Origin of the sequence: Streptomyces composti (assembly GCF_012034205.1) — a bacterium.
GTDB lineage: Bacteria > Actinomycetota > Actinomycetes > Streptomycetales > Streptomycetaceae > Streptomyces > Streptomyces composti.
Window position 1 is genome coordinate 1 of sequence record NZ_JAATEM010000022.1, and the last position, 21,883, is coordinate 21,883.

The following is a 21,883-nucleotide window of genomic DNA, read 5'->3' on the forward strand; positions in this document are numbered from 1 at the left end:
GCTAGGCGACGGGGACGCCCAGGCCGGGTGCGGCGCGCTGCATGCGCAGGGCGTCCACGGACTCGGCGAGCAGTTCGTACTCGGTGGTGTCGTCGCCGGTGGCGACGCGCACCAGCCGTCCGGCGGCCAGCGCCTCGGCGACCTCCTCCTGCCGGGCCGGGTCGGCGCACCAGGTGCGCAGCACGGCGGGGACGTCGGGCACGTCGTCCGGGACGGGGACGAGCGCGCCCGGGGGTAAGTGCTCGGCCTCCGGCCGCGGGTCCAGGCGCTCGGCGATCCAGCAGGCGCGGTCCCGCAGCCACCAGAGGGCGAGCGCGAGGGTGGGCGCACGGTAGGTGCCGAGCGGTACGCCGATGCGCCGGCCGTCGCAGACGCCGTACGCCGTGACATGGCACAGGAACTCGTCGTGCACGTGGCCTCCCCCGCAGAAACGGTCCCGCACACCGAGTATGTTCACGGCTGAAGCACTGTCACCACGCGTTTCCGGCCAGTCTCCCTGGCATATGCACGCCCCCCGGCCGACCGGTTCTCAGCCCCTCCGCTCCGGGTGCCGCGACGGCCACCGGCACCCGGAGCCGACGGGTCCCGCCCCTGCCGGGGAGACGGGCGACCGCGGGACGGCTACTGCTTGACGGCGGCGTCGATGCGGGCCAGCTCCTCCGCGTCGAAGTCCAGCTTCCGGGTGGCGGCGACGCTGTCCTCCAGCTGCTGCGGGCTGCTCGCCCCGACCAGGGCGGAGGTGACGCGGCCGTCCCTGAGCACCCAGGCCAGCGCCATCTGCGCAAGGCTCTGGCCGCGGGCCGCGGCGATCTCGTTCAGGGTGCGCAGCCGGGCGACCAGGTCCTCGGTGAGGGCGTCGGTGCCGAGGAAGGGACTGTCGCTCGCCGCCCGGGAGTCCTCGGGGATCCCGTCGAGGTAGCGGGCGGTGAGCAGGCCCTGCTCCAGCGGGGAGTAGGCGATGGAGCCGACGTGGAGCTCGTCGAGGGCGTCGAGCAGGCCCTCGTCCTCGGGGCGGCGGTCGAGCATCGAGTAGCGCGGCTGGTGGATCAGCAGCGGGGTGCCCAGGTCCGCCAGGATGCGGGCAGCCTCGCGGGTCTGCTCGGCCGAGTAGTTGGAGACGCCGACGTAGAGGGCCTTGCCCTGCTGGACCGCCGAGTGCAGCGCGCCCATGGTCTCCTCGAGCGGCGTGTCGGGGTCGAAGCGGTGCGAGTAGAAGATGTCGACGTAGTCCAGGCCCATCCGCTTCAGGCTCTGGTCCAGCGAGGAGAGCAGGTACTTGCGCGAGCCCCACTCACCGTAGGGTCCAGGCCACATCAGATAGCCGGCCTTGGTGGAGATGACCAGCTCGTCGCGGTACGGGGCGAGGTCGGTGCGCAGGGCCTCGCCGAACGCCAGCTCGGCGGCGCCGGGCGGCGGGCCGTAGTTGTTGGCCAGGTCGAAGTGGGTGACGCCGAGGTCGAAGGCGCGGCGCAGGATCGCGCGCTGGGTCTCGGCGGGGCGGTCGGGACCGAAGTTGTGCCACAGGCCGAGCGAGAGCGCGGGGAGCTTCAGGCCGCTGCGTCCGGTGTGCCGGTAGGGCATGTCCGCGTAACGGCCGGGATGCGGGGTGTACAACGCGACTCCTAGAGGGGTCTCGACGCAAGGGTGATCCGTCGCCCCCACTCTCCCGTGACCTGCGGGCAGCAGTCCAACAGAAGAATCGGATGAGATTCAGCGGCTAGGCTGCTCAATCATGGAACTGCGTCACCTCCAGCACTTCGTGGCCGTCGCCGAGGACCAGCACTTCACCCGGGCGGCGGAGCGGCTGATGGTCTCCCAGTCGGGCCTGTCCGCCTCGATCCGCGCGCTGGAGCGGGAGCTGGGCACGCCGCTGTTCGTGCGCACCACCCGCCGGGTGACGCTCACCGAGGCCGGGCGGGCGCTGCTGAGCGAGGCGGAGCGGATCCTGGCCGGGGTGCGCGCCGCGCACGAGGCGGTGGCGGCGGTGCAGGGCGTGCTGCGCGGCACGCTGTCGATCGGCACCGAGCAGTGCATCGCCGGGGTGGACGTGGCCCGGCTGCTCGCCGCGTTCCGGCGGCGGCACCCGGACGTGGAGATCCGGCTGCGGCAGTGGGGGTCGGGCGCGCTGGCGGAGGAGGTCGCGGCGGGGCGCCTGGACCTGGCGTTCGCCTACCGCACCGGGACCGACTCCGACCAGCTGCGGCCGGTGCCGCTGACGGCGGAGCCGATGACGGTGCTGTGCCATCCCGGGCACCGGCTGGCACGGGCCGGGATGCCCGTGACACCGGCCGATCTGGGCGGGGAGGTGTTCGTCGACTTCCACCCGGACTGGGGACCCCGCCGGTCCACCGACGCGGCGTTCGCCGCGGCGGGCGTGCGGCGCACGGTGGCGCTGGAGCTGAACGACGTGCACAGCCTGCTGGACCTGGTGGACGAGAACCTGGGCATCGCCGTGGTGCCGCGGCACTTCCGGTACAAGCGCGAGTCGCTCACCGCGCTGCCGCTGAAGGACACCGGCGAGGCGGTGTACGAGACGGTCGCCCTGCTGCCCGCCCCGCAGGCCACCAGCCCGGCGGCCCGCGCCCTGATGACCCTTCTGGAGCACGAAGGGGCGTAGCACGCCCGGATGCGCCAGGGTGGATGCATGCATGCCAAGGACATTCTCATCGACGGCTACGGCCGCATCCGGGAAGAGGTCCACGCCGCCGTCGAGGGCCTCGGCACGGACGAGCTGCACGCCCGGCCCGGCCCCGAGGCCAACTCGATCGCCTGGCTCGTCTGGCATCTCACCCGCGTCCAGGACGACCACATCGCCGACGCCTTCGGCCTGGAGCAGGTGTGGCTCGCCGGCGGCTGGGAGCAGCGGTTCGGGCTCGGCCTGCGGCGCCGCGACACCGGGTTCGGCCACAGCCCCGAGCAGGTGGCCCGGGTGCGGGTCGGCTCCGGTGACCTGCTGACCGGCTACTACGACGCGGTGCACCAGCAGACGCTGGGCGCGCTGCGCTCACTGACCGCCGGGGACCTGGAGCGGATCGTCGACGAGCGCTGGGACCCGCCGGTCAGCCTGGGCGTGCGGCTGGTCAGCGTCCTGTCCGACGATCTGCAGCACGCCGGACAGGCCGCCTATGTCCGCGGGCTGCTTCAGAGCACGTCGGCGTAGCCGGGCAGCACCACGTCCCGGATCAGCGCGTTGCGCTCGTCGAACGGCAGGAAGGCACTCTTGACCGCGTTGACGGTGACGGTCCGCAGGTCCTGGACCGTCCAGCCCGCCTGCTCGACCAGCAGCGCCATCTCACGGGTCATGGTGGTGCCGGAGACGAGCCGGTTGTCGGTGTTGAGGGTGACCCGGAAACCGAGGTTCTTCAGCGCGGTGATCGGGTGCTCGGCGATCGAGGTCGCGGCACCGGTCTGGAGGTTGGAGGTGGGGCACATCTCCAGCGCGATGCGCCGGTCCCTGATCCAGGCGGCGAGCCGGCCGAGCTTGCCGGCGGCGAGGTCCGGGATGTCGTCGGTGATGCGCACACCGTGGCCGATGCGCTGGGCGCCGCACACCTGGACGGCCTGATGGATGCTGGGCAGGCCGTGGGCCTCGCCGGCGTGAATGGTGAAGGGCACGTTCTCGCGCCGCAGACGCTCGAAGGCGTCCAGGTGGTCCGCCGGCGGGAAGCCGTCCTCGGCTCCGGCGATGTCGAAGCCGACGACACCGGCGTCACGGAAGGCGACGGCCAGGTCGGCGGTCTCCCGCGTCCGGTCGAACATGCGCATCCCGCACAGCAGCGTGCCGACCCGCACCGGGGTGCCGGCGGCCGCCGCCTTGGCCATGCCGGCGGCGAGGCCCTCCTGCACGGTCTCGACCACCTCGGGGAGGGTCAGCCCGCCCCTGGTCATCAGCTCGGGCGCGTAGCGGACCTCGCCGTAGACCACGCCGTCCGCGGCGAGGTCGAGGACGTACTCCTCGGCGGTGCGCAGCAGGCCCTCGCGGTGCTGCATCACGGCCAGGGTGTGCTCGAAGGTGGCGATGTAGCGCACCAGGTCACCGGAGCCGGCGGCCTCGGCGTACCAGGCGGCCAGCTCCTCCGGGTCGGTGGTGGGCAGGGTGTGGCCGACGGACTCGGCCAGCTCCACCAGGGTGGCGGGCCGCAGTCCGCCGTCGAGGTGGTCGTGCAGCACGGCCTTGGGGAGGCGGCGGAGGGTCTCGGTGTCTATGCGCGTAGAAGTCATCAGCGGTGCTTTCCTGGGCAGGGGGTTCGGGTACTGCGGGCCGAGATCAGGCGGCGGGCTGGAGCAGGTCCCAGTGGTTGCCGTAGAGGTCCTGGAAGACGGCGACGGTGCCGTAGGGCTCGTGCCGCGCCTCCTCCAGGAAGACCACGCCGGCCTCGGTCATCCGGGCGTGGTCGCGGGCGAAGTCGTCGGTGTGCAGGAAGAAGCCCACCCGGCCGCCGGTCTGGTCACCGATGCGGGCACGCTGCCGTTCCCCCTGCGCGCGGGCCAGCAGCAACCCCGTCCCGGCACCCTCGCCGCCGGGCGCGACCACGACCCACCGGGAGCCGTCACCCCGCGGCGTGTCCTCGACCAGGCGGAACCCGAGCGCGCCGGTGTAGAAGCGGATCGCCTCGTCGTAGTCGTCGACGACCAGGGTGACCAGCGCGACGTGCCTCATCGTGACCTTCCTGGAGGTGGGGTTGACCGGAGAGGTTATACGTAAAACCCGACCGGACGCCAGTCCCGGCCGCGGGGAGTCCCACAACCCGCGCTCTGCCTGCAGCAGAACACCGGCCGTACCCGGCTCGGCGGTCACTACAGTCCGGCTCATGACGACAGTCGAGACGCGCTCGGTCGCATACGCGGCGGACGGCCTGACCATGACCGGCCACCTCGCCCTCCCCTCCGGTACCGGCCGGCGGCCCGGGGTCCTGGTGGGGCCCGAGGGGGTGGGGCTCAGCGACGTCGAGCGCCGCCGGGCCGAAGCGCTCGCCGAGCTGGGATACGTGGCCCTGGCCTTCGACCTCCACGGCGGTCGCTATCTGGCCGACCCGGAGGAGATGCTGGCCCGCTGCATGCCGCTGCTCGCCGACCCCGAGCGGATGCGGGACATCGGCCATGCGGCGCTCGATGTGCTCCGCGCGGAGCCGCGCACCGATCCGGACCGGATCGCCGCCGTCGGGTACGGCACAGGGGGTGCCATTGCGCTGGAACTGGGGCGCGCCGGCGTCGGCCTGCGCGCGATCGCGACGGTCAACGGGCTGATCACGGGGCGGCCCGGGGAGGCGGCGCGCATACGCTGCCCGGTGTGGGCCGGGGTCGGGTCGGAGGACCCGATCATGCCGGCGGCGCAGCGCGAGGCGTTCACGGCCGAGATGCAGGACGCCGGGGTCGACTGGCGTCTGGTGGTCTACGGCGGGGCACTGCACGCCTTTCACCACCCGCCGGTGGAGCACGCTGCGCTGCCGGGGGTCGGCCATCATCCCCGGCATGCACAGCGGGCCTGGCGGGACGTGGTCGGCCTGCTGGCGGAGTGTGTTCCTCTGACGGAGTGACCCGGGCGGGCCTCGGTATGCGGTCGGGCGGCGCCCTCGTGGACTCGTGGAGCGGCTCGGGCCGCTGCCGACCGAGGCGTCTGCTCGGCTGAGGCACGGGCGGCGGCCACACCGCCCCGCTGCCCACGCGGGGGCGGGCCGGGGGCGGTGACGGCGGCCCGCGCCTGCAGGGTGCCGCTGCGCCCGCCCGTGCCGCCCCGAGCGGCGCGACCGCCCGAAGCCGCGTCGGCACGACGACCGAAGCGAGGTCGGCGCGACCGCCGCAGCCAGGTCGGCACGACCGGCCGAAGGAGGAACGGCGTGGCAGCCCGCCCCGAGCGCCATGACCGCCCGCAGCTGCGTCGGCGCGGTCGGCGTGGCGGCCCCCGGCGGGGTACGAGGGGGTGCCGGGGGCCGCGCTTCCGGATCAGCCCATGACCGGGGGGTACGTGTAGGTGTTGAGGGTGGTCACCGCGGAGGCGGGGTCGCCGAGGTCGTAGTGGTCCACGGCGAGGTAGTTGGGCTTCTTGCGGGCGGCCGGCTGGCAGAAGCGGCGGGCGCGGTCGGTGAGCTTGGAGTTGTCCGTGGCCGCCGTGGCGGTCACCGGGACGTCACGGAAGTGGTTCATCACGAACAGCGGCCGGAAGCCGGGCTCGGTGCGGGTCAGCGGGATGGCGGTGCCGGCGTCGTACCAGCGGCTGTAGCAGGACCAGTCGGAGGTGCCGACGCCCGGACCCATGGACCAGAAGTTCTCGACCGTCCACTCCCGCTGGTACATCACGCCGAAGCTGTCCCGGGTGAGGCCTGCGGCCTCGTCAGCGGCGCGGCTGTGGTCGGTGAAGATCAGCAGACGGTGCCCCGCGGCGGTGAGTTCGGCCAGGGACGGCCAGCCGTGCTCGCGCACGCCGGTGCGGTCGGGCCGGTAGAGGACGTCCGACAGGCCGTCGACACGGGCGAGTTCGGCGCGCAGGACCGCGGGTTCGACGTAGTCCTCCAGGAACACGGTGACGAACTGGTCGGGGTGGGCCTTGAGGAAGTCGACCATCCGTTGCAGGTCCACCCAGAGGGCGACGGGTCTGCGGACCAGCGTGCAGCTGTTGTGGCAGAGGATGGCGCCGTCCGGCGTCTGGTGGATGTCCAGCATGAACCCCCGTACGCCGTCGGCGAGCTGGCGTTCGATGCCGTGCCGCTGATTGGGGAAGAGGTCGGCGAAGGGCGGCGCGAAACCGCCGTCGACGCCGTTGGCGTAGGCGTTGTGCGCGGTGAGGAAGGTGACCTGGTCGAGGGTGCGGCGGTCCGGGGGAGGCATGGGGCCGGTGACCGGGTCGACCGGGGTGAGGTACCAGGAGGCGAGGTCGTCCGCGCCGTTGCCGACGACGAGTTGCGCGGGGTGGGTGCCGCCGGCCGGTTCGGGGCTCAGGGCGAGGCGGCGGTCGGTGCCGGGCACGGTCAGGGTGAAGCGGTCGTCGCCGGCCGGGGCGATCTGCCAGGGGGCGTCCTGGCTGCCGCAGCCGACGGTGCGGGCCTGGTCGCCGGCGCGGCCGAGGCAGCTGCCGGGGCTGTCGGTGTTCTCCAGCAGGTAGGTGCCCCCGTCGGCGCGCAGGTGCCACTGCTGGCGGTCCTCGTCGCCGCGCGGGCGGTGCTGCTCGACGGCTCCGGAGCGGTCGGCCGCGTTGAAGCCGGTGACGGTGCTCTGGACGTAGTACGTGCCGGGTGGCGGGACCGGCGCGGCGCCGGCGGCGGGCCCGGGCGCCACGACCGCCGCGGCGAGCGCGGCGGTCGTGGCGGCGGCGGCGAGCAGGGCGTGGCGGGTGCGCATGTGGAGTGCCCCTTCGTCCGAGGGGTGGCCGCACGAGAGTCCACCCCATGTGGTCAGGTGCATGACACCACGCCCCACGGTGCGGCGTCAGGGGTTCGTCAGCAGTACAGGTTGCCGCCGGGCGAGACGCCGAGGATCTGGGTGAACCGCTGGTAGGTGTCGACCCGGCTCTGCACCTGGGCCGGGTTCTTGCCGTCGCACTCCAGGGAGCCGTTGATGCTGCGGATGGTCTGGCCGAAACCGGCCTGGTTGACCATGGCGGCATGCGGGGTCATGGTGCCCGGTCCTGTCTGGGTGTTCCAGTACCACAGGGCCGTCTTCCAGGCCACGGCCGCGTCGTTCTGCACCAGCCAGGGGTTGTTGAGCAGGTCGATGCCGAGCGCGTCGCCCGCCGCCTTGTAGTTGAAGTTCCAGCTCAGCTGGATCGGCCCGCGTCCGTAGTAGGCGTCCTGTCCTGCCGGGCAGCCGTAGGGGCGGCTCCAGTCGCAGTAGTGCGGGTAGTTGGCGGTGTTCTGCTCCACCACGTGCACCAGACCGCCGGTCTCGTGGCTGACGTTGGCGAGGAAGGCGGCGGCCTCCTGCTTCTTCACCGTGTCGCTGCCGGTGTTGGCGAAGCCGGGGTAGGCGCTGAGGGCGGCGGTGAGCCCGCTGTAGGTGTAGAAGGGGTTCCGGTTCGGGAACATCTGGTTGAACTGGGCCTCCGTCACCACGAAGGACCCGACGGGGGTTTCCGGCCCGTTGTCACAGGCGTAGGGCTCCCAGTACCAGGTGCTGATGGTCGGGTCGTAGCCCGGGTTGCCGTGCTCGGCCACGTAGGCCCTGCCGTCCGTGTAGCGGACGATGTCACCGGCGTTGTACCACTTCCCGGCCTGCCAGTCCGGGTAGCTGGAGCAGGCGGCGGCCGCGGCGGGGGCGGCGGGGAGCAGGACGGGTGCGGTACCGGCCAGCACGAGTGCGGCGGTCACGGCGGCGAAGCGGCGTCTCGACAAGGGATCAACTCCTTTGCGGGACACGGCCGCTCCCGCGCACAGGGCAGCAAGGGGCGACCCTCGACCGCGTGCACCGGGGAGCCGGTCACGGCGTGGGGGCGGCCGTGGTGGGGGGTGTCGGGCACACTCAACCGCTTTGGTCTGTACCAGTCAAGGGTTTAGACCAATAGATTGCGGGAGTCCGCTTCCACCGCTCCGCCTTCGCCGGCGCCGGCCGCCTCAGCCGCCCTCCGCGGGCACCACGACCAGGAACGCGTCCGACTCCAGATCCATGACCACCGTGGCCGGCTCACCCTGCGCACGACACCGGGCCGCGTACTCCCCGGCCGGCCACGATCCGCGCGGGGACCCCGCGGGAAACCGCTCCAGCACCTTCGCTCCCGATGCCGTGGTCATGGGGGCGGACACCTCCTGTGATCTGCGCGTGCTCACCTCGCCACAGTCCGTCTGCCCCCGCACGACCCGGACATGTCCGGCCCGGAGTCACGCCCCTCTGACCTCTACACATAAAGCCGAGATAAGCGCAAAATATACGTAAGCGGCACCAACCGCATACCGCATCAGTGCGGTCAGGTCTGCTAGTCGAAGGAGACGAACATGGCCAACGTCTCGCACCCCAGTGGCGACATCACGACCCACCCCGATGCATCGGAGATGCGGGCCCGCTACGAGCGCATGCTCGGCGGACGTGATGTGGTCCTCGTCGACGGACCCGTATTCCTGCTCGGCCTGTACTGTGCGGTGTCTCCGTGGATCGTGCACTACACGGCGAGCCAGCCGGCGCTGGTGACCCACAACCTGATCGTGGGTATCGCGATCGGCCTCCTCGGCCTCGGATTCACCGCGGCCCCCGCGCGCATGTACGGCCTGAGCGGAGCCATGTGCGCCCTCGGCGTGTGGATGATCATCTCGCCCTGGATCGTCGGCGAGAGCCCGGACGCCGGGGTCGTCTGGAACAACATCGTCGTGGGCGCCCTGACCCTGGTGCTGGGGCTGATGTGTGTCGCCACAGCGGCGAGGGCCACGACCCGGTCGTGACCCCCGGCCGCTTCCTCCCCTCCTCCACGCATGAAGGGAGCCGGAGGCCGGTCCGCGCCCGCCGCGGACCGGCCCTGACGTGTCCGGCGGTGACCGACCGGGGCGCCGGCGTCACGCCGGTCGCGCCGCGCACGCACCTCACGCCGTGCCACCCAGCGGTGCGTGCCGCCGGGATCCCTGGGCAGAAGCTTCAGAGCGGCTCTACTGCCGGGTCAGGAGAAGAGGGGCGATATGGAGATCGACGGCATCATCAGTGCCATCGTCATCGGCATTGTCATCGGCGTGCTGGGCCGTCTGGTGGTTCCGGGGCGTCAGCGCATCGGGATTCTGTGGACGATCCTCGTCGGCATCGTGGCCGCGCTGATCGGTTCGGCGATCGCGGCGGCCCTGGGCGTGGCCGACACCAAGGGTGTCGACTGGATCGAATGGCTCATCCAGATCGGCCTGGCCGCGGTCGGTGTGATCGCGCTGGACCGGGCGAAGGCCCGCCGCTGAGAACACGGCGGCTTCGGCCACGGACAGCGGAACGGGTCCGGGGCGCACCCCGCGCGGGGTGCGCCCCGGACCCGTTCGCGCCTCGGGCATGCCCAGGGTGACGGGGATGCCGGTCACGTCGTCGTCATGGGAGGTCGTCCATGGTCGTGAAGGATGCCGAACTGACGCATCTGCGTCGCTGTGTGGAGCTGGCGGCCGAGGCCCTCGAGGCCGGGGACGAGCCGTTCGGATCCGTGCTCGTGGGCGGGAGCGGTGACGTGCTCGCCGAGGACCGCAACCGGGTGGCCTCCGGGGATCGTACCCGGCATCCCGAGTTCGCCCTGGCGCGCTGGGCCGCGGAGCACATGGCGCCCGGCGAGCGGGCCGCCGCCACGGTCTACACCTCCGGTGAGCACTGCCCGATGTGCGCGGCGGCGCACGCCTGGGTCGGTCTGGGACGGATCGTGTACGTGGCCTCCTCCGCGCAGCTGACCGGCTGGCTCGCCGAGCTGGGCGTTCCGGCGCCGCCGGTGCGGCCGCTGCAGGTGCGGGAGGTCGCACCCGGCGTCACGGTGGAGGGCCCGGTGCCCGAGCTGACGGAGCGTGTCCGGGAGCTGCACCGCCGGTTCCATCGCGCGGCGGGCTGAGCCCGGGTGACCGCCGGGCCGGCCGGTGCCGAGGGCCCCGGCCGGCCCGAGGCGGCACCAACGGTTCTGCGCTCAGGCGTCCCGGCGCGGGCGGAAGCGGCGGTGCAGGGCGACGCCGCCGAGGAACAGCGCGGCGCCGGTGGCGGCGACCGGCAGGGTGTGATCGGCGCCGGTCTCGGCGAGGGCGCCGGTGGTCTGCTGCTCGGGGGCGGGGGCGGGCTCGCTGCGGGGCGGGACGGAGCGCTCGGGCTCCTGCTCGGCCGGCCGCCCGGGCTTCTCGCCGGAGGTGTTGACCGACTCGTTGCCCTCGGCGGCGTTGCCGGCCCCGGCCACGTTCACGCTGTTGCCGCTGACCTCGACCGGCAGATGCACGGGCAGCTGCACGCCGTTGCCGGAGGCCACGCCCGGGGAGTCCTGTGCGGTGCTCACTGCGGAGGCACCGCCGGAGGCCCCTCCGCCGGACCTGCCGTCGCCGTCCTCGTTGACGCAGGCGTTGCCCGCGGCGGGGTTGAGGAGCCCCACCACGTTCACCGTGTTGCCGCACACGTTGACCGGGACGTGCACCGGCAGCTGCACGGTGTTCCCGGAGAGCACTCCGGGGGAGCCGGCGGCGGCTCCGTCGGCCCCGGCATCGGCGTACGCCGGCACGGCCAGGCCCATCGCGCCCGACGCGGCCGCGACGGCGATCACACCGTTACGGGTAACCCGTCTCATAGGTGTCCTGCCTTCCAGACTCGGTCGCGAGCACTCGCCCGCACCGGGTGCAACGCGGGCCCACCATCCGAGTTATGGCTTATCCGTAAGTCACTCCCCGTTCACTCCAACGGGCGTCCCCGGGGTCGAAACTCCGGCAAAGCCGTCGAACTCACGGCGGCCGCCCACCCGTCCGAACGGGGGTGTGCCGGTGGGCCGTCCGGCCGGCAGGCGAGGCCGCCGGCGCCCGCTTATCGTGGGCCAGGGCGCCGGCTCCCGGTCGGCTCCGGGCGGCGCCCGTGGAGGCATCGATGCAGGCCAAGCTGTCCGTGCGCCCCTCTCTGCGGCGCTGCGCCGTCGTCGCGACGGCGACGCTGGCGCTGCTGGGCGCGGGCCTGCCGGCCGCGGGCGGCGCCGAGGAGCCGGATCTCAGCCGCTTCACCGGCCAGAAGATCAAGTGGTCGGCGTGCGAGGGCATGGACATGCCCAAGGACCTGCAGTGCGGCAAGATCACCGTGCCGCTCGACTACTCCGATCCGGACAGGGGCAGCCTCGATCTGGCCCTGGCCCGCTACCGGGGCACCGGCGACCCGAGGGGTTCGGTGGTGCTGAACTTCGGCGGCCCGGGCGGCTCCGGGGTGCTGGGACTCGCCCACGGCGGCAAGGAGTTCATGGGTCTGACCGACGAGTACGACGTGGTGTCCTTCGACCCCCGCGGCGTCGGCCGCTCCGCGCCGGTCAGCTGCGGCGAGGAGGCCACCAGTCGGGCGCTGGAGGTCACCGACGGCGAGGACATGTCCGATCCGGCGGGCATGATGCGGCAGTTGCGCGAGGTGGCCGCCGAGTGCACCGAGCACTCGGGACCGGTGCTGCGGCACATGGGCACCGTGGACGTCGCCCGCGATCTGGACCTGATGCGCGAGGTGCTCGGCGACGACAAGCTCAACTACCTGGGTTTCTCCTACGGCACCCGGCTCGGCGCGGTGTACGCGGCCCGGTTCCCCGACAAGGTGGGCCGGATGGCGCTGGACGGGGTGGACACCCTGACCGAGCCGCTGACCGAGCAGGGCCTGGTCAGCGCCAGGGGCCAGCAGAAGGCACTGGAGAACTTCCTGACCTGGTGCACCGAGGACATCGCCTGCCCGTTCGGGCAGGATCCCCGGCTCGCCCGCGAGCAGGTCGTGAGCCTGGTCCGCTCGCTGGACGAGGACCCGGTGCCCACGGACTTCGGCTTCGAGTTCAGCGGCCAGGACCTGGCCGGCGCCATGGGGCAGGGGCTGTACAGCAGGGAGCTGTGGCCGCTGCTGCAACGGGCGCTCGCCCAGCTGATGGAGGACGGGGACACACGCGGTGTGGAGGCCTTCGCGACGGGCGGGGTGACGCTGCCGGTCCCGGTGCCGCTGCGCGGCCACACCCCGCTGACCGACGAGGAGGAGGTCCCGCTGGACAACCTGCCGGCGGCGCTGATGGCGGTGAACTGCGCGGACGACCCGGACCGTCCGCCCGTGGCCCGGGTGGCCCGCGACTTCGCCCGGCTGCGGGAGGCCTACGAGGAGGCCTCGCCGGTCTTCGGGCGCTACCGGCTGGCCCAGGTGCTGCTGTGCCACGGCCGGCCCAAGGGGACCGACTACATCCGTGAGCGGGTCAAGGACGTGGACACGCCGAAGCTGCTGCTGGTCGGCACCCGGGGCGACCCGGCGACGCCGTACGCGTGGACGGTGCAGACGGCGAAGCGGCTCGGCTCCTCCGCGGTGGTGCTCGACAACCGGGGCGAGGGGCACACCGGCTACGGCTCCTCCAAGTGCGTCCACCGCACGATCGACGACTTCCTGCTCTACGGCTCCCTGCCCCGCGACGGCAGCTCCTGCGGCTCGGAGGGGGACGAGCGCAGGTAGCGCGGCCGCCGGCCGCCCGCTGGTGGCCGAGGATGCGCGGTCGGCCGGATTGCCCCGAATGCCCTACGGCGGAATCGGCTCTATGGTGCTGTCATGGAGCACGATCTGAGCCCCGCGACCCTTGCCGAACTGCGCCGCCCGCGGCCCTACCCCGCGGTCTCCGTGCTGACGCCGACGAACCGGCGCGATCCGCTCAGCGCCGAGGACGTCGTCCGGCTGCGCAATGCGGTGACCGAGGCCAAGCGGCGGCTGGAGGCCGATCCCGCGGTCACCCGGGACCGGCGCATCGAGGTCTCCAAAGAGCTGGACCGGGCCCTGGCCGAGGTGGATCTGACGCACTGCGAGGACGGCCTGGCCATCTTCGCGGCCCCCGGGGAGCACCAGGTGTGGACGCTGGCGCGTTCCGTGCCCGAGCGTGTGGTGCTCTCGGACACCTTCCTCACGCGCAACCTGGTCTCCGCGCACGCCGCGGAGCAGCCGTTCTGGGTGCTGTCCGTCTCCGCCGACCGGGTCACCCTGTGGAGCGGCGGGGTGGACCGGGTCGTCGAGGAGAAGAGCGGCGGCTTCCCGATGACCCGTCCCCCGGAGAACTTCGACCCCGAGCGGGTGGAGCGGATCGGCGACCAGCCGAGCGCCTTCCGGGACGAGAGCACCCGGCGCTTCTTGAAGGAGGCCGACGCCGCGATGGAGGCCGTACTGCGCCGCGACCCGCGGCGGCTGTACGTCACCGGCGAGCCGGCCGCCCTGTCCGCGCTCAACGAGATCGGCACGGTCACCAAGGACGCCGTGCACGTCCAGCACGGCGGGCTGGCCCACGGCCCGCACGAGGCGGTGTGGCAGGCGATCCGCCCGGTGCGGGAGGAGGAGGCCCGGCAGAGCACGGAGCAGGTGCTCAAGGAGCTCGAGGCCGCCAAGGGGCGCAAGGAGTACGCGGCCGGGGTGGACGAGCTGTGGCAGAGCGCCCGGGAGGGCCGGGTGCGGCTGCTGGCGGTCGAGGAGAACTACCAGGTGACCGTGCGCGACACCGGGGACCATCTGGTGATCGCGGCCAACGGTGAACTGGACGTGCGCCACGACATCGTCGACGAGATCGTGGAGCAGTGCCTGGAGACCGGCGCCGAGGTCCGCTTCGTCCCGGACGGCACGCTCGGGGACGCGCAGGGCATGGCGGCGGTGCTGCGGTACTGAGGTGCTGAGCAGGCTTCGGTGAGGGCGCCCGGACGCGCGCCGGAAGCGGCGCGCTGACGTACCGTCACACGCGGCCGCCTGCGAACGGGCGCCCGCCTCTCGAACGCCTGACTGAAACACCGCAGGTGCCCCATCGGCCCGTCAAGTCACTTGCTTACCATCCGAGTTGACGCCGGGGACCGGCCCGCCGCACATACCCCGGAGTAACTCCGCGAAGACGGTGGCATATGCCCTCGGCACCGCCCTATCGTGTGTTGCCGAATCCCTTACGAGCCGTCGTGGGCTGTGCAACAGTCGTAACAGTCCCTCCGCCTCGAAGGCCGTTCCGACCCGCATCGGAGTGCGTCATGCCGTCCCACCTCTCCGCGGACCGCTCAGCCGCCCAGCCGCCAGGGCGCGGCTCGGTCGACGCACTCATCTCCCAGACCCGGCGGCTCAAGGGCGAGGTGGACGCGGTGCGCCGCGGCACCCCGGCCGACGCCGCCGACCCGCGCAACCGCTTCCAGCGGGCGCTGTACGATCTGGCGCTGCATCAGCTCAACGATCTCGACGAGCACTTGGCACAGCTGCGGGAGGCCCCGCGGCACGCCTCCGGGCCGTCCTCGCCCGCACCGCCGGTGCCCCGGCAGGGCTCCCTGGTCAGCCGGGTCGGCAGCGCGGAGTGGAATCTGCTCACCGACGAGGCCAACTGGTCCCCCGAGCTGTACGGCCTGCTCGGCCGCGACCCCGCCGCTCCCCCGCTCACCCTCGACGAGCTGCCCTCACTGGTGCTCCACGAGGACCGGCCGAAGCTGACGGCGATGGTCACCGGCTGCCTCGTCGACGGCCGTCCCATCGACGGCGAGTTCCGTGTCGTCCTCCCGGACGGCGGCGTACGCACCATGCACATGATGGGCGAACCGGTGCTCGGCGCCGACGGCAGCACCGCCTCGATGTGGGCGGTGCTGCGCGATGTCAGCGAACTGCGCCGCTGCCGCAGGGCGGTCAGCGAGACCCGTGACTCGCTGCACCACCAGAGGCAGGCGGCCGAGCAGATCGAGCACCGGCTCGCGGTCGAGCTGCAGGAGGCCGTGCTCCCGGCACGGCACGGCACCCTGCGGCTCCCGCACACCGGCCCGCGCGGCGCACGGCCCCGGGCAGACCGGCCGGGGCTGGACATCGCCGCCCTGCACCTGCCCTCGTCCACCGGTCCCCGCATAGGCGGGGACTGGTACGACGCCCTCGACCTGACCGACGGAACGACACTGCTGAGCGTCGGCGGACTGACCGGGCAGGGCGTCGCCGTGGCCTCCGCCCGGGCGATGCTGCTCGGCGCGGTGCGCGGCATGGCGATGGCGGGCACGACCCCGGGCCCGCTGCTGACCTGCCTCAACGGGCTGCTCGACGCCACCGTGCAGCCCGCCCTGGGCAGCGCGCTGTGTCTGCGCTACCGGTCCGGCTCCCGCTCCCTGGTGTGGGCGCGGGCCGGCCGGCTCGCCCCGCTGCTGTTCCGCGGCCGGACGGGACGGGTGCTGGAGGCACCGGAGGGCATGCCGCTCGGCGCCGCCTCCGGCGCGGTGTACGGGCAGGCCGAGGAGACCCTCCTGCCTGGCGACCTGCTGCTCCTGCCCACCGACGGTCTGGTGCCGGGGTACGCGGGAGCGGAGGCCGCGCACCGCCTGCTCGCCACACTAGCCCCGCGGATCACCGGGGCCACCACCGCACAGGACTGCGTCCGGGCGATGGTCCGGGAGTTCGGCGAGCAGCACCGGGAGGACGACGCCTGCGTGCTCGTGGCACGGGTGACCGACTAGCGCGGATCACCGACGGCACGGCCATGCGCGGGGTGTCCGGCACGGACGGCCCCCGGCGTTCGGCACGGATCACCTCCGGCTCCGCACACGGATGACCCTCCGGCCCGGCATCCCGGACGCCGGCTCGGCGCCGGTTCCGTCACGCCGGTGCGGTCTTGCCGCCCCGCCCCTTCGGCTTCGGCAGCGCCAGCTCGATCTCCTCGCGCAGCTCCTGGATCCTCGGGTAGTCGGCGAACTGCGCGGTGAGCCGGTACATCTGGCGCAGCCGGTCCCAGGTGCGGTGGGAGGAGTTCTGCCCCATCGACACCAGGGCCAGCCGGGCGAAGCGGTCGGCCTGCTCCGGGTCGTCGGCGATGAAGCAGGCGGAAGCCATGGACAGGAAGTCGAAGATCTTCGACCGCTGCTGGGCCTCCACCCGCAGCGCCAGCGCCTTGTCCGCGTAGTGCTGGGCGTGGGCGGCCGCTCCCGGCTCGAACTCCGCCAGCGTGCGGTACGCCAGGGCCTGCATGCCGTACAGGTCCGCCTCGTTGAACAGCTGCATCCAGCTCGGCGGCGGCACATCGCCCTTGTCGGAGACGAACAGATCCTCGGCCTGGCCCAGGGTGCGGCGCATCGCCTGGCCCTTGCCCATGGACGCCTGCGCCCACGCCTCGATGGTGTGGAACATCGCCTTGGTGCGCGGCAGCAGTTCCTGGCCGGAGCCGGACTGGGCGAGCTTCATCAGGTCCAGCGCATCGTCGGGCCGGCCGAGATGCACCATCTGGCGGGCCGCCCGGGACAGCGCCTCACCGGCGCGCGGCCGGTCGCCGCCCTCCCGCGCGGCGTGCGCGGCGATGACGAAGTACTTCTGCGCCGTGGGCTCCAGGCCGACGTCGTGCGACATCCAGCCGGCCAGGACGGCGAGATTGGCGGCGACGCCCCACAGGCGCCGCTGCAGGTGGGGTGGATGGCGATAGGCGAGCATGCCGCCCACCTCGTTGAGCTGGCCGACCACCGCCTTGCGCTGGAGACCGCCGCCCCGGGCGGCGTCCCAGGCGCGGAACACCTCCACGGAGCGCTCCAGTTCCTCGATCTCCTGCGACCCGATGGGGGCGGCCTCGTAGCGGTCGAACCCAGCGGGGTCGGCGTGCAGGGGATTGTTCAGGCGGGGAGCGTCGGCGGTCAGCGCCGGATCGGTGTGCAGCCAGTCGTGCATGGCGCTGCTGAGTGCGGATCCCGCGGCGAGCGCGGCGCCCGCGCCCACCAAGCCGCGTCGGTTGAGCATGAGGTCCATTCCCGTGAATTCGGTGAGGACCGCGGCGGTCCGCTCGGGCGCCCACGGGAGGGAGTCGGGATGTTCCGCGTTCTGGCCGCTCTGCCGTTTCCCTGCACGCCCGCGCCGGACCAGACCGAGGTCCTCGATGGTCACGACACGGCCGAGACGCTCGGTGAACAGAGCCGCCAGCACCCGCGGTACGGGATCGCGCGGGATCTCTCCCATGTCGATCCAGCGCCGCACCCGGGAGGTGTCGGTCGCCAGCTGGGGGTGGCCCATGGCCGCCGCCTGCTTGTTGACCAGCCTCGCGAGTTCGCCCTTGGACCAGCCGGCCAGGCCGAACAGGTCCGCGAGCCGGGTGTTGGGTTGTCCGCTCACGTAAGCCCCCAGGTTCTCGGCTGAGTTGACAGTAGCCCGGTGAGAGTTGCCGGGCGACTATTCGCCACGGTTCGCCAGGGTGCGCCAGATGGTGTGCCAGGGGACATCGGGTGTCGAGTAGGAGTGCGCCACCACGACCCGGCCGCCCTTTCCGGTACGGCCGGTGCATTCCCCCAGGGTGCGCCTGGAGGGCCCGGGCCGGGTGGGGCACTGACGTCGCAGGCACACGAAGGGATCTGTCTCGCCCATGTACGCAGCATCGTCCTCCGTGTCCGCCCCGCCCCGGCCGCTGCGTTCGCGTCCGTCGGACAGCGGCCCCTATCTCGCCCCCGCACGGCCGGCGGCTCCCGTGCTCGGCGCGGGACGGGTACGGCGCGCTCCGGGGCCCGGCACACAGCCGGTCAGCGGCAGACTCGACCTGTCCGGCCCGCAGGGCGCCCAGTTGCGCACGGCGATCGCCTCGGTGCACCGGATCTGCCCGGAGTTCTCCCCGGTGCAGGTGCTGCGCCGCAGCGGACGGTCGGTGCTGCTGGTCGGCACCACGGGCCGCAGCACCGCGGTCGCCAAGTGCTTACTGGACCACTCCCCCGCCTGGTCCGAGCGGATCCGCCACGAGATAGCGGCGTACCGCTCGTTCGTCCGGCACCGTCCGCCCGTGCGGGCGCCCCGGCTGATCGCGGCGGACCCGGACAACTGCACGCTGGTGATCGAGCGGATGCCCGGCCGGGTGGCGGCACTTCAGCGGCACCCCACGGAGGCGCCGCCGCGGGCGGACATCAGGGCGGCACTCGGAGCGATCTGCCGGCTGAACTCCTGGCGGCCGGCGCCGGGGACGTTCGACGCCCCGCTGGACTACGCGGCCCGCATCGCCCGCTATCACGAGCTGGGGCTGCTCACCGACCGGGACATGGGTGATCTGCAGAAGCTGCTGCACGGCATCGCGGTCGCCGCGGGGCGGCAGGGCATGGGGCAGTTCTGCCACGGGGACGCCCTGCTCTCCAACATCCTGATGTCACCGGCCGGTCCAGTGCTGGTGGACTGGGAGCACGCGGGCTGGTACCTGCCCGGCTACGACCTGGCGACGCTGTGGTCCGTACTCGGTGACGCGCCGGTGGCGCGGCGGCAGATCAGCCAGATCGCGCAGTCGGCGGGCCCGGCCTCGCGGGACGCCTTCCTGGTGAATCTGATGCTGGTGCTGACCCGCGAGATCCGCACCTGTGAGACGGCCGTGCAGCGTTCGATGCAGGACACGGCCCCGGCGGCACCGGGTCAGGCCCAGCCGGGTGCCGCGCCGTCCGGCGAGGAGCAGCGGCTGCTGCTGCGGCGGCTGCACGACGACTGCCAGCTGGCCCGCCGGGCCGTGCGTGCGGCGGTCGGCACTCGCTGACGGGGACGAGGATCCGCGGTGCGCCCGACGGGGGCGCACCGCGGATCTCGTATGTCCTGGGCGGTTCCTGCGCAAGGGGCCATTGGTGTACTCCTGTGCTGCGCCGCCGGCCCCGGGGCCGCCGCCACGAAACTCCCGCACACCTCGATTGACAAGGGAATTCCTCCCCTGCTGGGCATGATTGACGGATCGTCGGACCGGCGGTACCACTGACGCACCGCTCGGCCCCGAACGGCTCATCCCGCTCGTTCGTCCCAGGAGGCTGTTGTGCGAGGATCCCCCATCGAGTCCGTCCGGCCCGCCGGGCGGCGGCGCGCCCGGGGGGCCGCGGGTGCCCTGGCCGCCGCGGCGCTGACGCTGCCGCTGCTCGGCGCCGCCCCGTCGTCCGGGGCTCCGCCCGCCACCGCCCGGCTGCAACAGGCGTTCGCCGAGGCGTCCGCGGAGTACGGGGTACCGCAGAGCGTGCTGCTCGGGGTGTCCTATCTGCAGTCCCGCTGGGACAGCCACGGCGGCGCGCCGAGCGTCGCCGGCGGGTACGGCCCGATGCACCTCACGGACGCCCGCACGGCGCTGGCCACGGCCGGCCACCACGGACGGGGCACGGAGGATCCGCGGGGCGACGACGCCCGGCCCGCGCCGCGCCCCGGGGACCTCGGCTTCCGCGCGGGCACGCTGCCGCCCCGGCTGACCACCCTGCTCGAGGCCGCCCGGCTGACCGGGCTGAGCCCCGAACGGCTGCGCGAGGATCCCGCCGCCAATGTGGCGGGCGGCGCGGCGCTGCTGGCCGAGGCCCAGCGGGAGCTGGGCGCGCCGGCGAGCGGCGACCCGGCCGACTGGTACGGGGCGGTGGCCCGCTTCTCCGGCGCGGACGACACCGCGACGGCGACGGCGTACGCCAACGAGGTCTTCGCGGTGATCCGCGAGGGCGAGCGGCGCACCACGGACTCCGGTCAGCGGGTGGCCCTGGCCGCCCGTCCTGATGTGGTGCCGGACCGCTCGGCGGTGCGGCGAGCCGGACTGCGGGCCGCCTCGTCCGCCGGTACGGAGTGTCCGCCGACGATCTCCTGCGAGTGGATCCCGGCGCCGTACAAGGAGTTCGGCGACGGCGACTACGGCAACCACGACCTGGCGGAGCGGCCCGCCTCGCAGCGCATCCGGTACATCGTGGTGCACGACACCGAGGGCGCCTGGGAGGGAGTCCTCGACATGATCCAGGACCCCACCTATGTGTCCTGGAACTACAGTCTGCGCTCCACCGACGGGCATGTCGCCCAGCACGTCAAGGCGAAGGACGTGGCCTGGCACGCCGGGAACTGGTACGTCAACGCCGGCTCGATCGGCCTGGAGCACGAGGGCTTCCTGACGAAGCCGGACGCCTGGTACACCGAGGCGATGTACCGCTCGTCGGCCCGTCTGGTGAGGTACCTGGCCGAGAAGTACGACATCCCGCTGGACCGGCACCACATCCTCGGCCACGACACGGTGCCGGGCCCGACCACCTCGGCCGTGCGGGGCATGCACACCGACCCCGGCCCGTACTGGGACTGGCGGCACTACTTCGAGCTGCTGGGCGAGCCGCTGAAGGCCACCGGCGGGAAGAACGCGTCCGTGGTGACGATCCGCCCGGACTACGCCGAGCACCAGCCGGTGTTCACCGGCTGTGAGCGCTCGCGCGAGCCGTGCCCGGCGCACGGCTCCAGCGCGGTGCGGCTGTACTCCGACCACGACGAGAAGTCCCCGCTGATCAGGGACATCGGGCTGGGCTCGGCCCCGACGACCGGGGTGAACGACCTGTCGTCACGGGTGTCCACCGGCCAGCAGTTCGCGGTGGCGGACCGCTGGGGCGACTGGACCGCCATCTGGTACCTGGGTCAGAAGGCCTGGTTCCGCAACCCGGAGAAGCAGCCCACGGCCGTGCCGTCGGCCGGACGGACCGTGACCCCGCGCAAGGGCCTGGACTCGGTGCCGGTCTACGGCCGCGCCTACCCGGAGGCCTCCGCCTACCCGGAGGGCGTGCCCGTCCAGGCGGTCTCCCCGCTGCCGTACACGCTGCCCAAGGGGCAGGAGTACGTGGTCGGCGGCGAGATGCCCGGCGAGTACTACTACTCGGTCACCTTCGATACCGGCTCGCACCGGGTGGTCACCGGCAAGGACCGCTACTACCAGATCCAGTTCGGCCACCGGATCGGCTTCGTCCGGGCGGCCGATGTCACGCTCAGCCCTGCTGGAAAAGCTCCGCGGGCAGGGGCTTGAGCAGCGCGTACAGGTCGTCGGTGATGGGCCGGTCCCAGGCGGCGATGGTCACCAGGACATGGTCGCTGCGGTCGAACTGGACGCAGGAGATCCGGTCCTCCGACAGCTTGATGCGCCGCACGATGAGCAGGTTGTCGCCCTGCATCACGGGTACGTCCTCGGTACCGACGACGGTCACTTCCTCGTCGTTCTCCAGCGCGAGCAGCAGCTGGGCGACCTCGAAGGGCACCTCGCCCTCGGCGACGTCGCGGGCCGGGGACCCCTCGGGCAGATTGCCGATGATCATGGCGGGTCCGCGGCCGCCGAAGAGGTCGTAGCGCAGGAAGACACCCTGGCAGCTGCCGTCGGGGGCGGGCAGCAGCCCGGCGCCCAGATTGCCGGGCCAGTCGCCCGGATCCATGGCCAGCACGTCGAAGTCGGGGCCGGCGGGGGTGGCACTGCGGCGGCGGAGGAACGACATGCCGCCATGGTACGTGGCCGCACCGGCGAACGGGCCGCCGGGCGGCGCCCGCCCGGGCTACCCGGGACGCCGGTGCCGCTCGTGGTGGCGGGCCACGC

21 protein-coding genes are annotated in these 21,883 nt (G+C 72.9%); 11 read left to right on the top strand and 10 right to left on the bottom strand.

Annotated elements, in window-relative coordinates:
* Position 1: 1 nt before the first annotated feature.
* Positions 2-412: a hypothetical protein gene (locus HCJ93_RS18655; protein WP_167996956.1), complete on the bottom strand. Its 411-nt coding sequence runs from the start codon at positions 410-412 to the stop codon at positions 2-4.
* A gap of 209 nt (positions 413-621) precedes the next feature.
* Complete coding sequence (gene mgrA / locus HCJ93_RS18660) at positions 622-1,614, bottom strand: L-glyceraldehyde 3-phosphate reductase (RefSeq protein ID WP_167996862.1); 993 nt, start codon at positions 1,612-1,614, stop codon at positions 622-624.
* Positions 1,615-1,732: 118 nt separating this feature from the next.
* Between mgrA and HCJ93_RS18665 the strand changes: the two genes are divergently transcribed.
* Both HCJ93_RS18665 and HCJ93_RS18670 read left to right on the top strand, forming a co-directional pair.
* Positions 1,733-2,617: a LysR family transcriptional regulator gene (locus tag HCJ93_RS18665; protein ID WP_167996863.1), complete on the top strand. Its 885-nt coding sequence runs from the start codon at positions 1,733-1,735 to the stop codon at positions 2,615-2,617.
* Positions 2,618-2,644: 27 nt separating this feature from the next.
* A complete protein-coding gene (locus HCJ93_RS18670) occupies positions 2,645-3,160 on the top strand; it encodes a mycothiol transferase (RefSeq protein WP_167996864.1) in 516 nt (171 codons plus the stop codon).
* On the opposite strand, the gene HCJ93_RS18675 is transcribed toward HCJ93_RS18670, so the two are convergent.
* Positions 3,142-4,221, bottom strand: a complete 1,080-nt coding sequence (locus tag HCJ93_RS18675) for an adenosine deaminase (protein ID WP_167996865.1) — start codon at positions 4,219-4,221, stop codon at positions 3,142-3,144. The genes HCJ93_RS18670 and HCJ93_RS18675 overlap by 19 nt on opposite strands.
* Positions 4,222-4,267: 46 nt before the next feature.
* Entirely contained in the window at positions 4,268-4,660 is a 393-nt protein-coding gene (locus HCJ93_RS18680) for a VOC family protein (RefSeq protein WP_167996866.1), read from the bottom strand.
* Positions 4,661-4,811: 151 nt separating this feature from the next.
* On the opposite strand from HCJ93_RS18680, the gene HCJ93_RS18685 reads away from it, so the two are divergent.
* Positions 4,812-5,537 carry a dienelactone hydrolase family protein gene (locus tag HCJ93_RS18685; protein WP_167996867.1) on the top strand — a complete coding sequence of 242 codons (726 nt, stop codon included), beginning with the start codon at positions 4,812-4,814 and terminating at the stop codon, positions 5,535-5,537.
* 406 nt (positions 5,538-5,943) lie between these two features.
* Here the strand turns inward: HCJ93_RS18685 and HCJ93_RS18690 are convergent, their stop codons facing one another.
* The 3 genes from HCJ93_RS18690 to HCJ93_RS18700 form a co-directional block, all read right to left on the bottom strand.
* Positions 5,944-7,335: a phosphoinositide-specific phospholipase C-related protein gene (locus HCJ93_RS18690; protein WP_167996868.1), complete on the bottom strand. Its 1,392-nt coding sequence runs from the start codon at positions 7,333-7,335 to the stop codon at positions 5,944-5,946.
* A 98-nt stretch (positions 7,336-7,433) separates the two neighbouring features.
* Positions 7,434-8,324: a glycoside hydrolase family 19 protein gene (locus HCJ93_RS18695; RefSeq protein ID WP_167996869.1), complete on the bottom strand. Its 891-nt coding sequence runs from the start codon at positions 8,322-8,324 to the stop codon at positions 7,434-7,436.
* Between the two features lie 219 nt (positions 8,325-8,543).
* Positions 8,544-8,720, bottom strand: a complete 177-nt coding sequence (locus HCJ93_RS18700; RefSeq protein ID WP_167996870.1) for a DUF8839 family protein — start codon at positions 8,718-8,720, stop codon at positions 8,544-8,546.
* Positions 8,721-8,921: 201 nt separating this feature from the next.
* Between HCJ93_RS18700 and HCJ93_RS18705 the strand changes: the two genes are divergently transcribed.
* The 3 genes from HCJ93_RS18705 to HCJ93_RS18715 all read left to right on the top strand — a co-directional run bounded on the left by HCJ93_RS18705 (position 8,922) and on the right by HCJ93_RS18715 (position 10,483).
* Complete coding sequence (locus HCJ93_RS18705) at positions 8,922-9,362, top strand: SPW repeat protein (RefSeq protein WP_167996871.1); 441 nt, start codon at positions 8,922-8,924, stop codon at positions 9,360-9,362.
* Positions 9,363-9,593: 231 nt separating this feature from the next.
* Entirely contained in the window at positions 9,594-9,857 is a 264-nt protein-coding gene (locus HCJ93_RS18710; protein WP_167996872.1) for a GlsB/YeaQ/YmgE family stress response membrane protein, read from the top strand.
* A gap of 140 nt (positions 9,858-9,997) precedes the next feature.
* On the top strand, positions 9,998-10,483 hold the full coding sequence (locus HCJ93_RS18715) for a nucleoside deaminase (protein WP_167996873.1): 486 nt from the start codon (positions 9,998-10,000) through the stop codon (positions 10,481-10,483).
* Between the two features lie 72 nt (positions 10,484-10,555).
* On the opposite strand, the gene HCJ93_RS18720 is transcribed toward HCJ93_RS18715, so the two are convergent.
* Positions 10,556-11,197, bottom strand: a complete 642-nt coding sequence (locus HCJ93_RS18720; protein WP_167996874.1) for a chaplin — start codon at positions 11,195-11,197, stop codon at positions 10,556-10,558.
* Between the two features lie 290 nt (positions 11,198-11,487).
* Here HCJ93_RS18720 and HCJ93_RS18725 point away from each other — a divergent pair, with 290 nt between their 5' ends.
* The 3 genes from HCJ93_RS18725 (at position 11,488) to HCJ93_RS18735 (ending at position 16,052) form a co-directional block, all read left to right on the top strand.
* Positions 11,488-13,071, top strand: a complete 1,584-nt coding sequence (locus HCJ93_RS18725) for an alpha/beta hydrolase (RefSeq protein ID WP_167996875.1) — start codon at positions 11,488-11,490, stop codon at positions 13,069-13,071.
* Positions 13,072-13,164: 93 nt separating this feature from the next.
* Positions 13,165-14,259 carry a baeRF3 domain-containing protein gene (locus tag HCJ93_RS18730; protein ID WP_167996876.1) on the top strand — a complete coding sequence of 365 codons (1,095 nt, stop codon included), beginning with the start codon at positions 13,165-13,167 and terminating at the stop codon, positions 14,257-14,259.
* A 347-nt stretch (positions 14,260-14,606) separates the two neighbouring features.
* On the top strand, positions 14,607-16,052 hold the full coding sequence (locus tag HCJ93_RS18735) for a PP2C family protein-serine/threonine phosphatase (protein WP_167996877.1): 1,446 nt from the start codon (positions 14,607-14,609) through the stop codon (positions 16,050-16,052).
* A gap of 139 nt (positions 16,053-16,191) precedes the next feature.
* Here the strand turns inward: HCJ93_RS18735 and HCJ93_RS18740 are convergent, their stop codons facing one another.
* Positions 16,192-17,685, bottom strand: coding sequence for a DNA-binding protein NsdB (locus tag HCJ93_RS18740; protein WP_167996878.1), 1,494 nt, complete (start codon positions 17,683-17,685; stop codon positions 16,192-16,194).
* Between the two features lie 247 nt (positions 17,686-17,932).
* Between HCJ93_RS18740 and HCJ93_RS18745 the strand changes: the two genes are divergently transcribed.
* On the top strand, positions 17,933-19,072 hold the full coding sequence (locus HCJ93_RS18745) for an aminoglycoside phosphotransferase family protein (RefSeq protein ID WP_167996879.1): 1,140 nt from the start codon (positions 17,933-17,935) through the stop codon (positions 19,070-19,072).
* Positions 19,073-19,339: 267 nt separating this feature from the next.
* Positions 19,340-21,325: an N-acetylmuramoyl-L-alanine amidase gene (locus HCJ93_RS18750; protein ID WP_167996880.1), complete on the top strand. Its 1,986-nt coding sequence runs from the start codon at positions 19,340-19,342 to the stop codon at positions 21,323-21,325.
* Here the strand turns inward: HCJ93_RS18750 and HCJ93_RS18755 are convergent.
* Positions 21,288-21,785 carry a hypothetical protein gene (locus HCJ93_RS18755; RefSeq protein ID WP_167996881.1) on the bottom strand — a complete coding sequence of 166 codons (498 nt, stop codon included), beginning with the start codon at positions 21,783-21,785 and terminating at the stop codon, positions 21,288-21,290. The two genes, HCJ93_RS18750 and HCJ93_RS18755, sit on opposite strands and share 38 nt — an antisense overlap.
* Between the last annotated feature and the right edge of the window lie 98 nt (positions 21,786-21,883).

What these genes read in the sequence shown, in the direction of transcription:
- HCJ93_RS18715 (WP_167996873.1), top strand. Translation starts at nt 9,998, where the DNA reads ATGGTCGTGAAGGATGCCGAACTGACGCATCTGCGTCGCTGTGTGGAG.
- HCJ93_RS18675 (WP_167996865.1), bottom strand. Translation starts at nt 4,221, where the DNA reads ATGACTTCTACGCGCATAGACACCGAGACCCTCCGCCGCCTCCCCAAG.
- HCJ93_RS18735 (WP_167996877.1), top strand. Translation starts at nt 14,607, where the DNA reads ATGCCGTCCCACCTCTCCGCGGACCGCTCAGCCGCCCAGCCGCCAGGG.
- HCJ93_RS18670 (WP_167996864.1), top strand. Translation starts at nt 2,645, where the DNA reads ATGCATGCCAAGGACATTCTCATCGACGGCTACGGCCGCATCCGGGAA.
- HCJ93_RS18680 (WP_167996866.1), bottom strand. Translation starts at nt 4,660, where the DNA reads ATGAGGCACGTCGCGCTGGTCACCCTGGTCGTCGACGACTACGACGAG.
- HCJ93_RS18710 (WP_167996872.1), top strand. Translation starts at nt 9,594, where the DNA reads ATGGAGATCGACGGCATCATCAGTGCCATCGTCATCGGCATTGTCATC.
- HCJ93_RS18725 (WP_167996875.1), top strand. Translation starts at nt 11,488, where the DNA reads ATGCAGGCCAAGCTGTCCGTGCGCCCCTCTCTGCGGCGCTGCGCCGTC.
- HCJ93_RS18745 (WP_167996879.1), top strand. Translation starts at nt 17,933, where the DNA reads ATGTACGCAGCATCGTCCTCCGTGTCCGCCCCGCCCCGGCCGCTGCGT.
- HCJ93_RS18755 (WP_167996881.1), bottom strand. Translation starts at nt 21,785, where the DNA reads ATGTCGTTCCTCCGCCGCCGCAGTGCCACCCCCGCCGGCCCCGACTTC.
- HCJ93_RS18730 (WP_167996876.1), top strand. Translation starts at nt 13,165, where the DNA reads ATGGAGCACGATCTGAGCCCCGCGACCCTTGCCGAACTGCGCCGCCCG.
- HCJ93_RS18720 (WP_167996874.1), bottom strand. Translation starts at nt 11,197, where the DNA reads ATGAGACGGGTTACCCGTAACGGTGTGATCGCCGTCGCGGCCGCGTCG.
- HCJ93_RS18690 (WP_167996868.1), bottom strand. Translation starts at nt 7,335, where the DNA reads ATGCGCACCCGCCACGCCCTGCTCGCCGCCGCCGCCACGACCGCCGCG.
- HCJ93_RS18685 (WP_167996867.1), top strand. Translation starts at nt 4,812, where the DNA reads ATGACGACAGTCGAGACGCGCTCGGTCGCATACGCGGCGGACGGCCTG.
- HCJ93_RS18700 (WP_167996870.1), bottom strand. Translation starts at nt 8,720, where the DNA reads ATGACCACGGCATCGGGAGCGAAGGTGCTGGAGCGGTTTCCCGCGGGG.
- HCJ93_RS18705 (WP_167996871.1), top strand. Translation starts at nt 8,922, where the DNA reads ATGGCCAACGTCTCGCACCCCAGTGGCGACATCACGACCCACCCCGAT.
- HCJ93_RS18665 (WP_167996863.1), top strand. Translation starts at nt 1,733, where the DNA reads ATGGAACTGCGTCACCTCCAGCACTTCGTGGCCGTCGCCGAGGACCAG.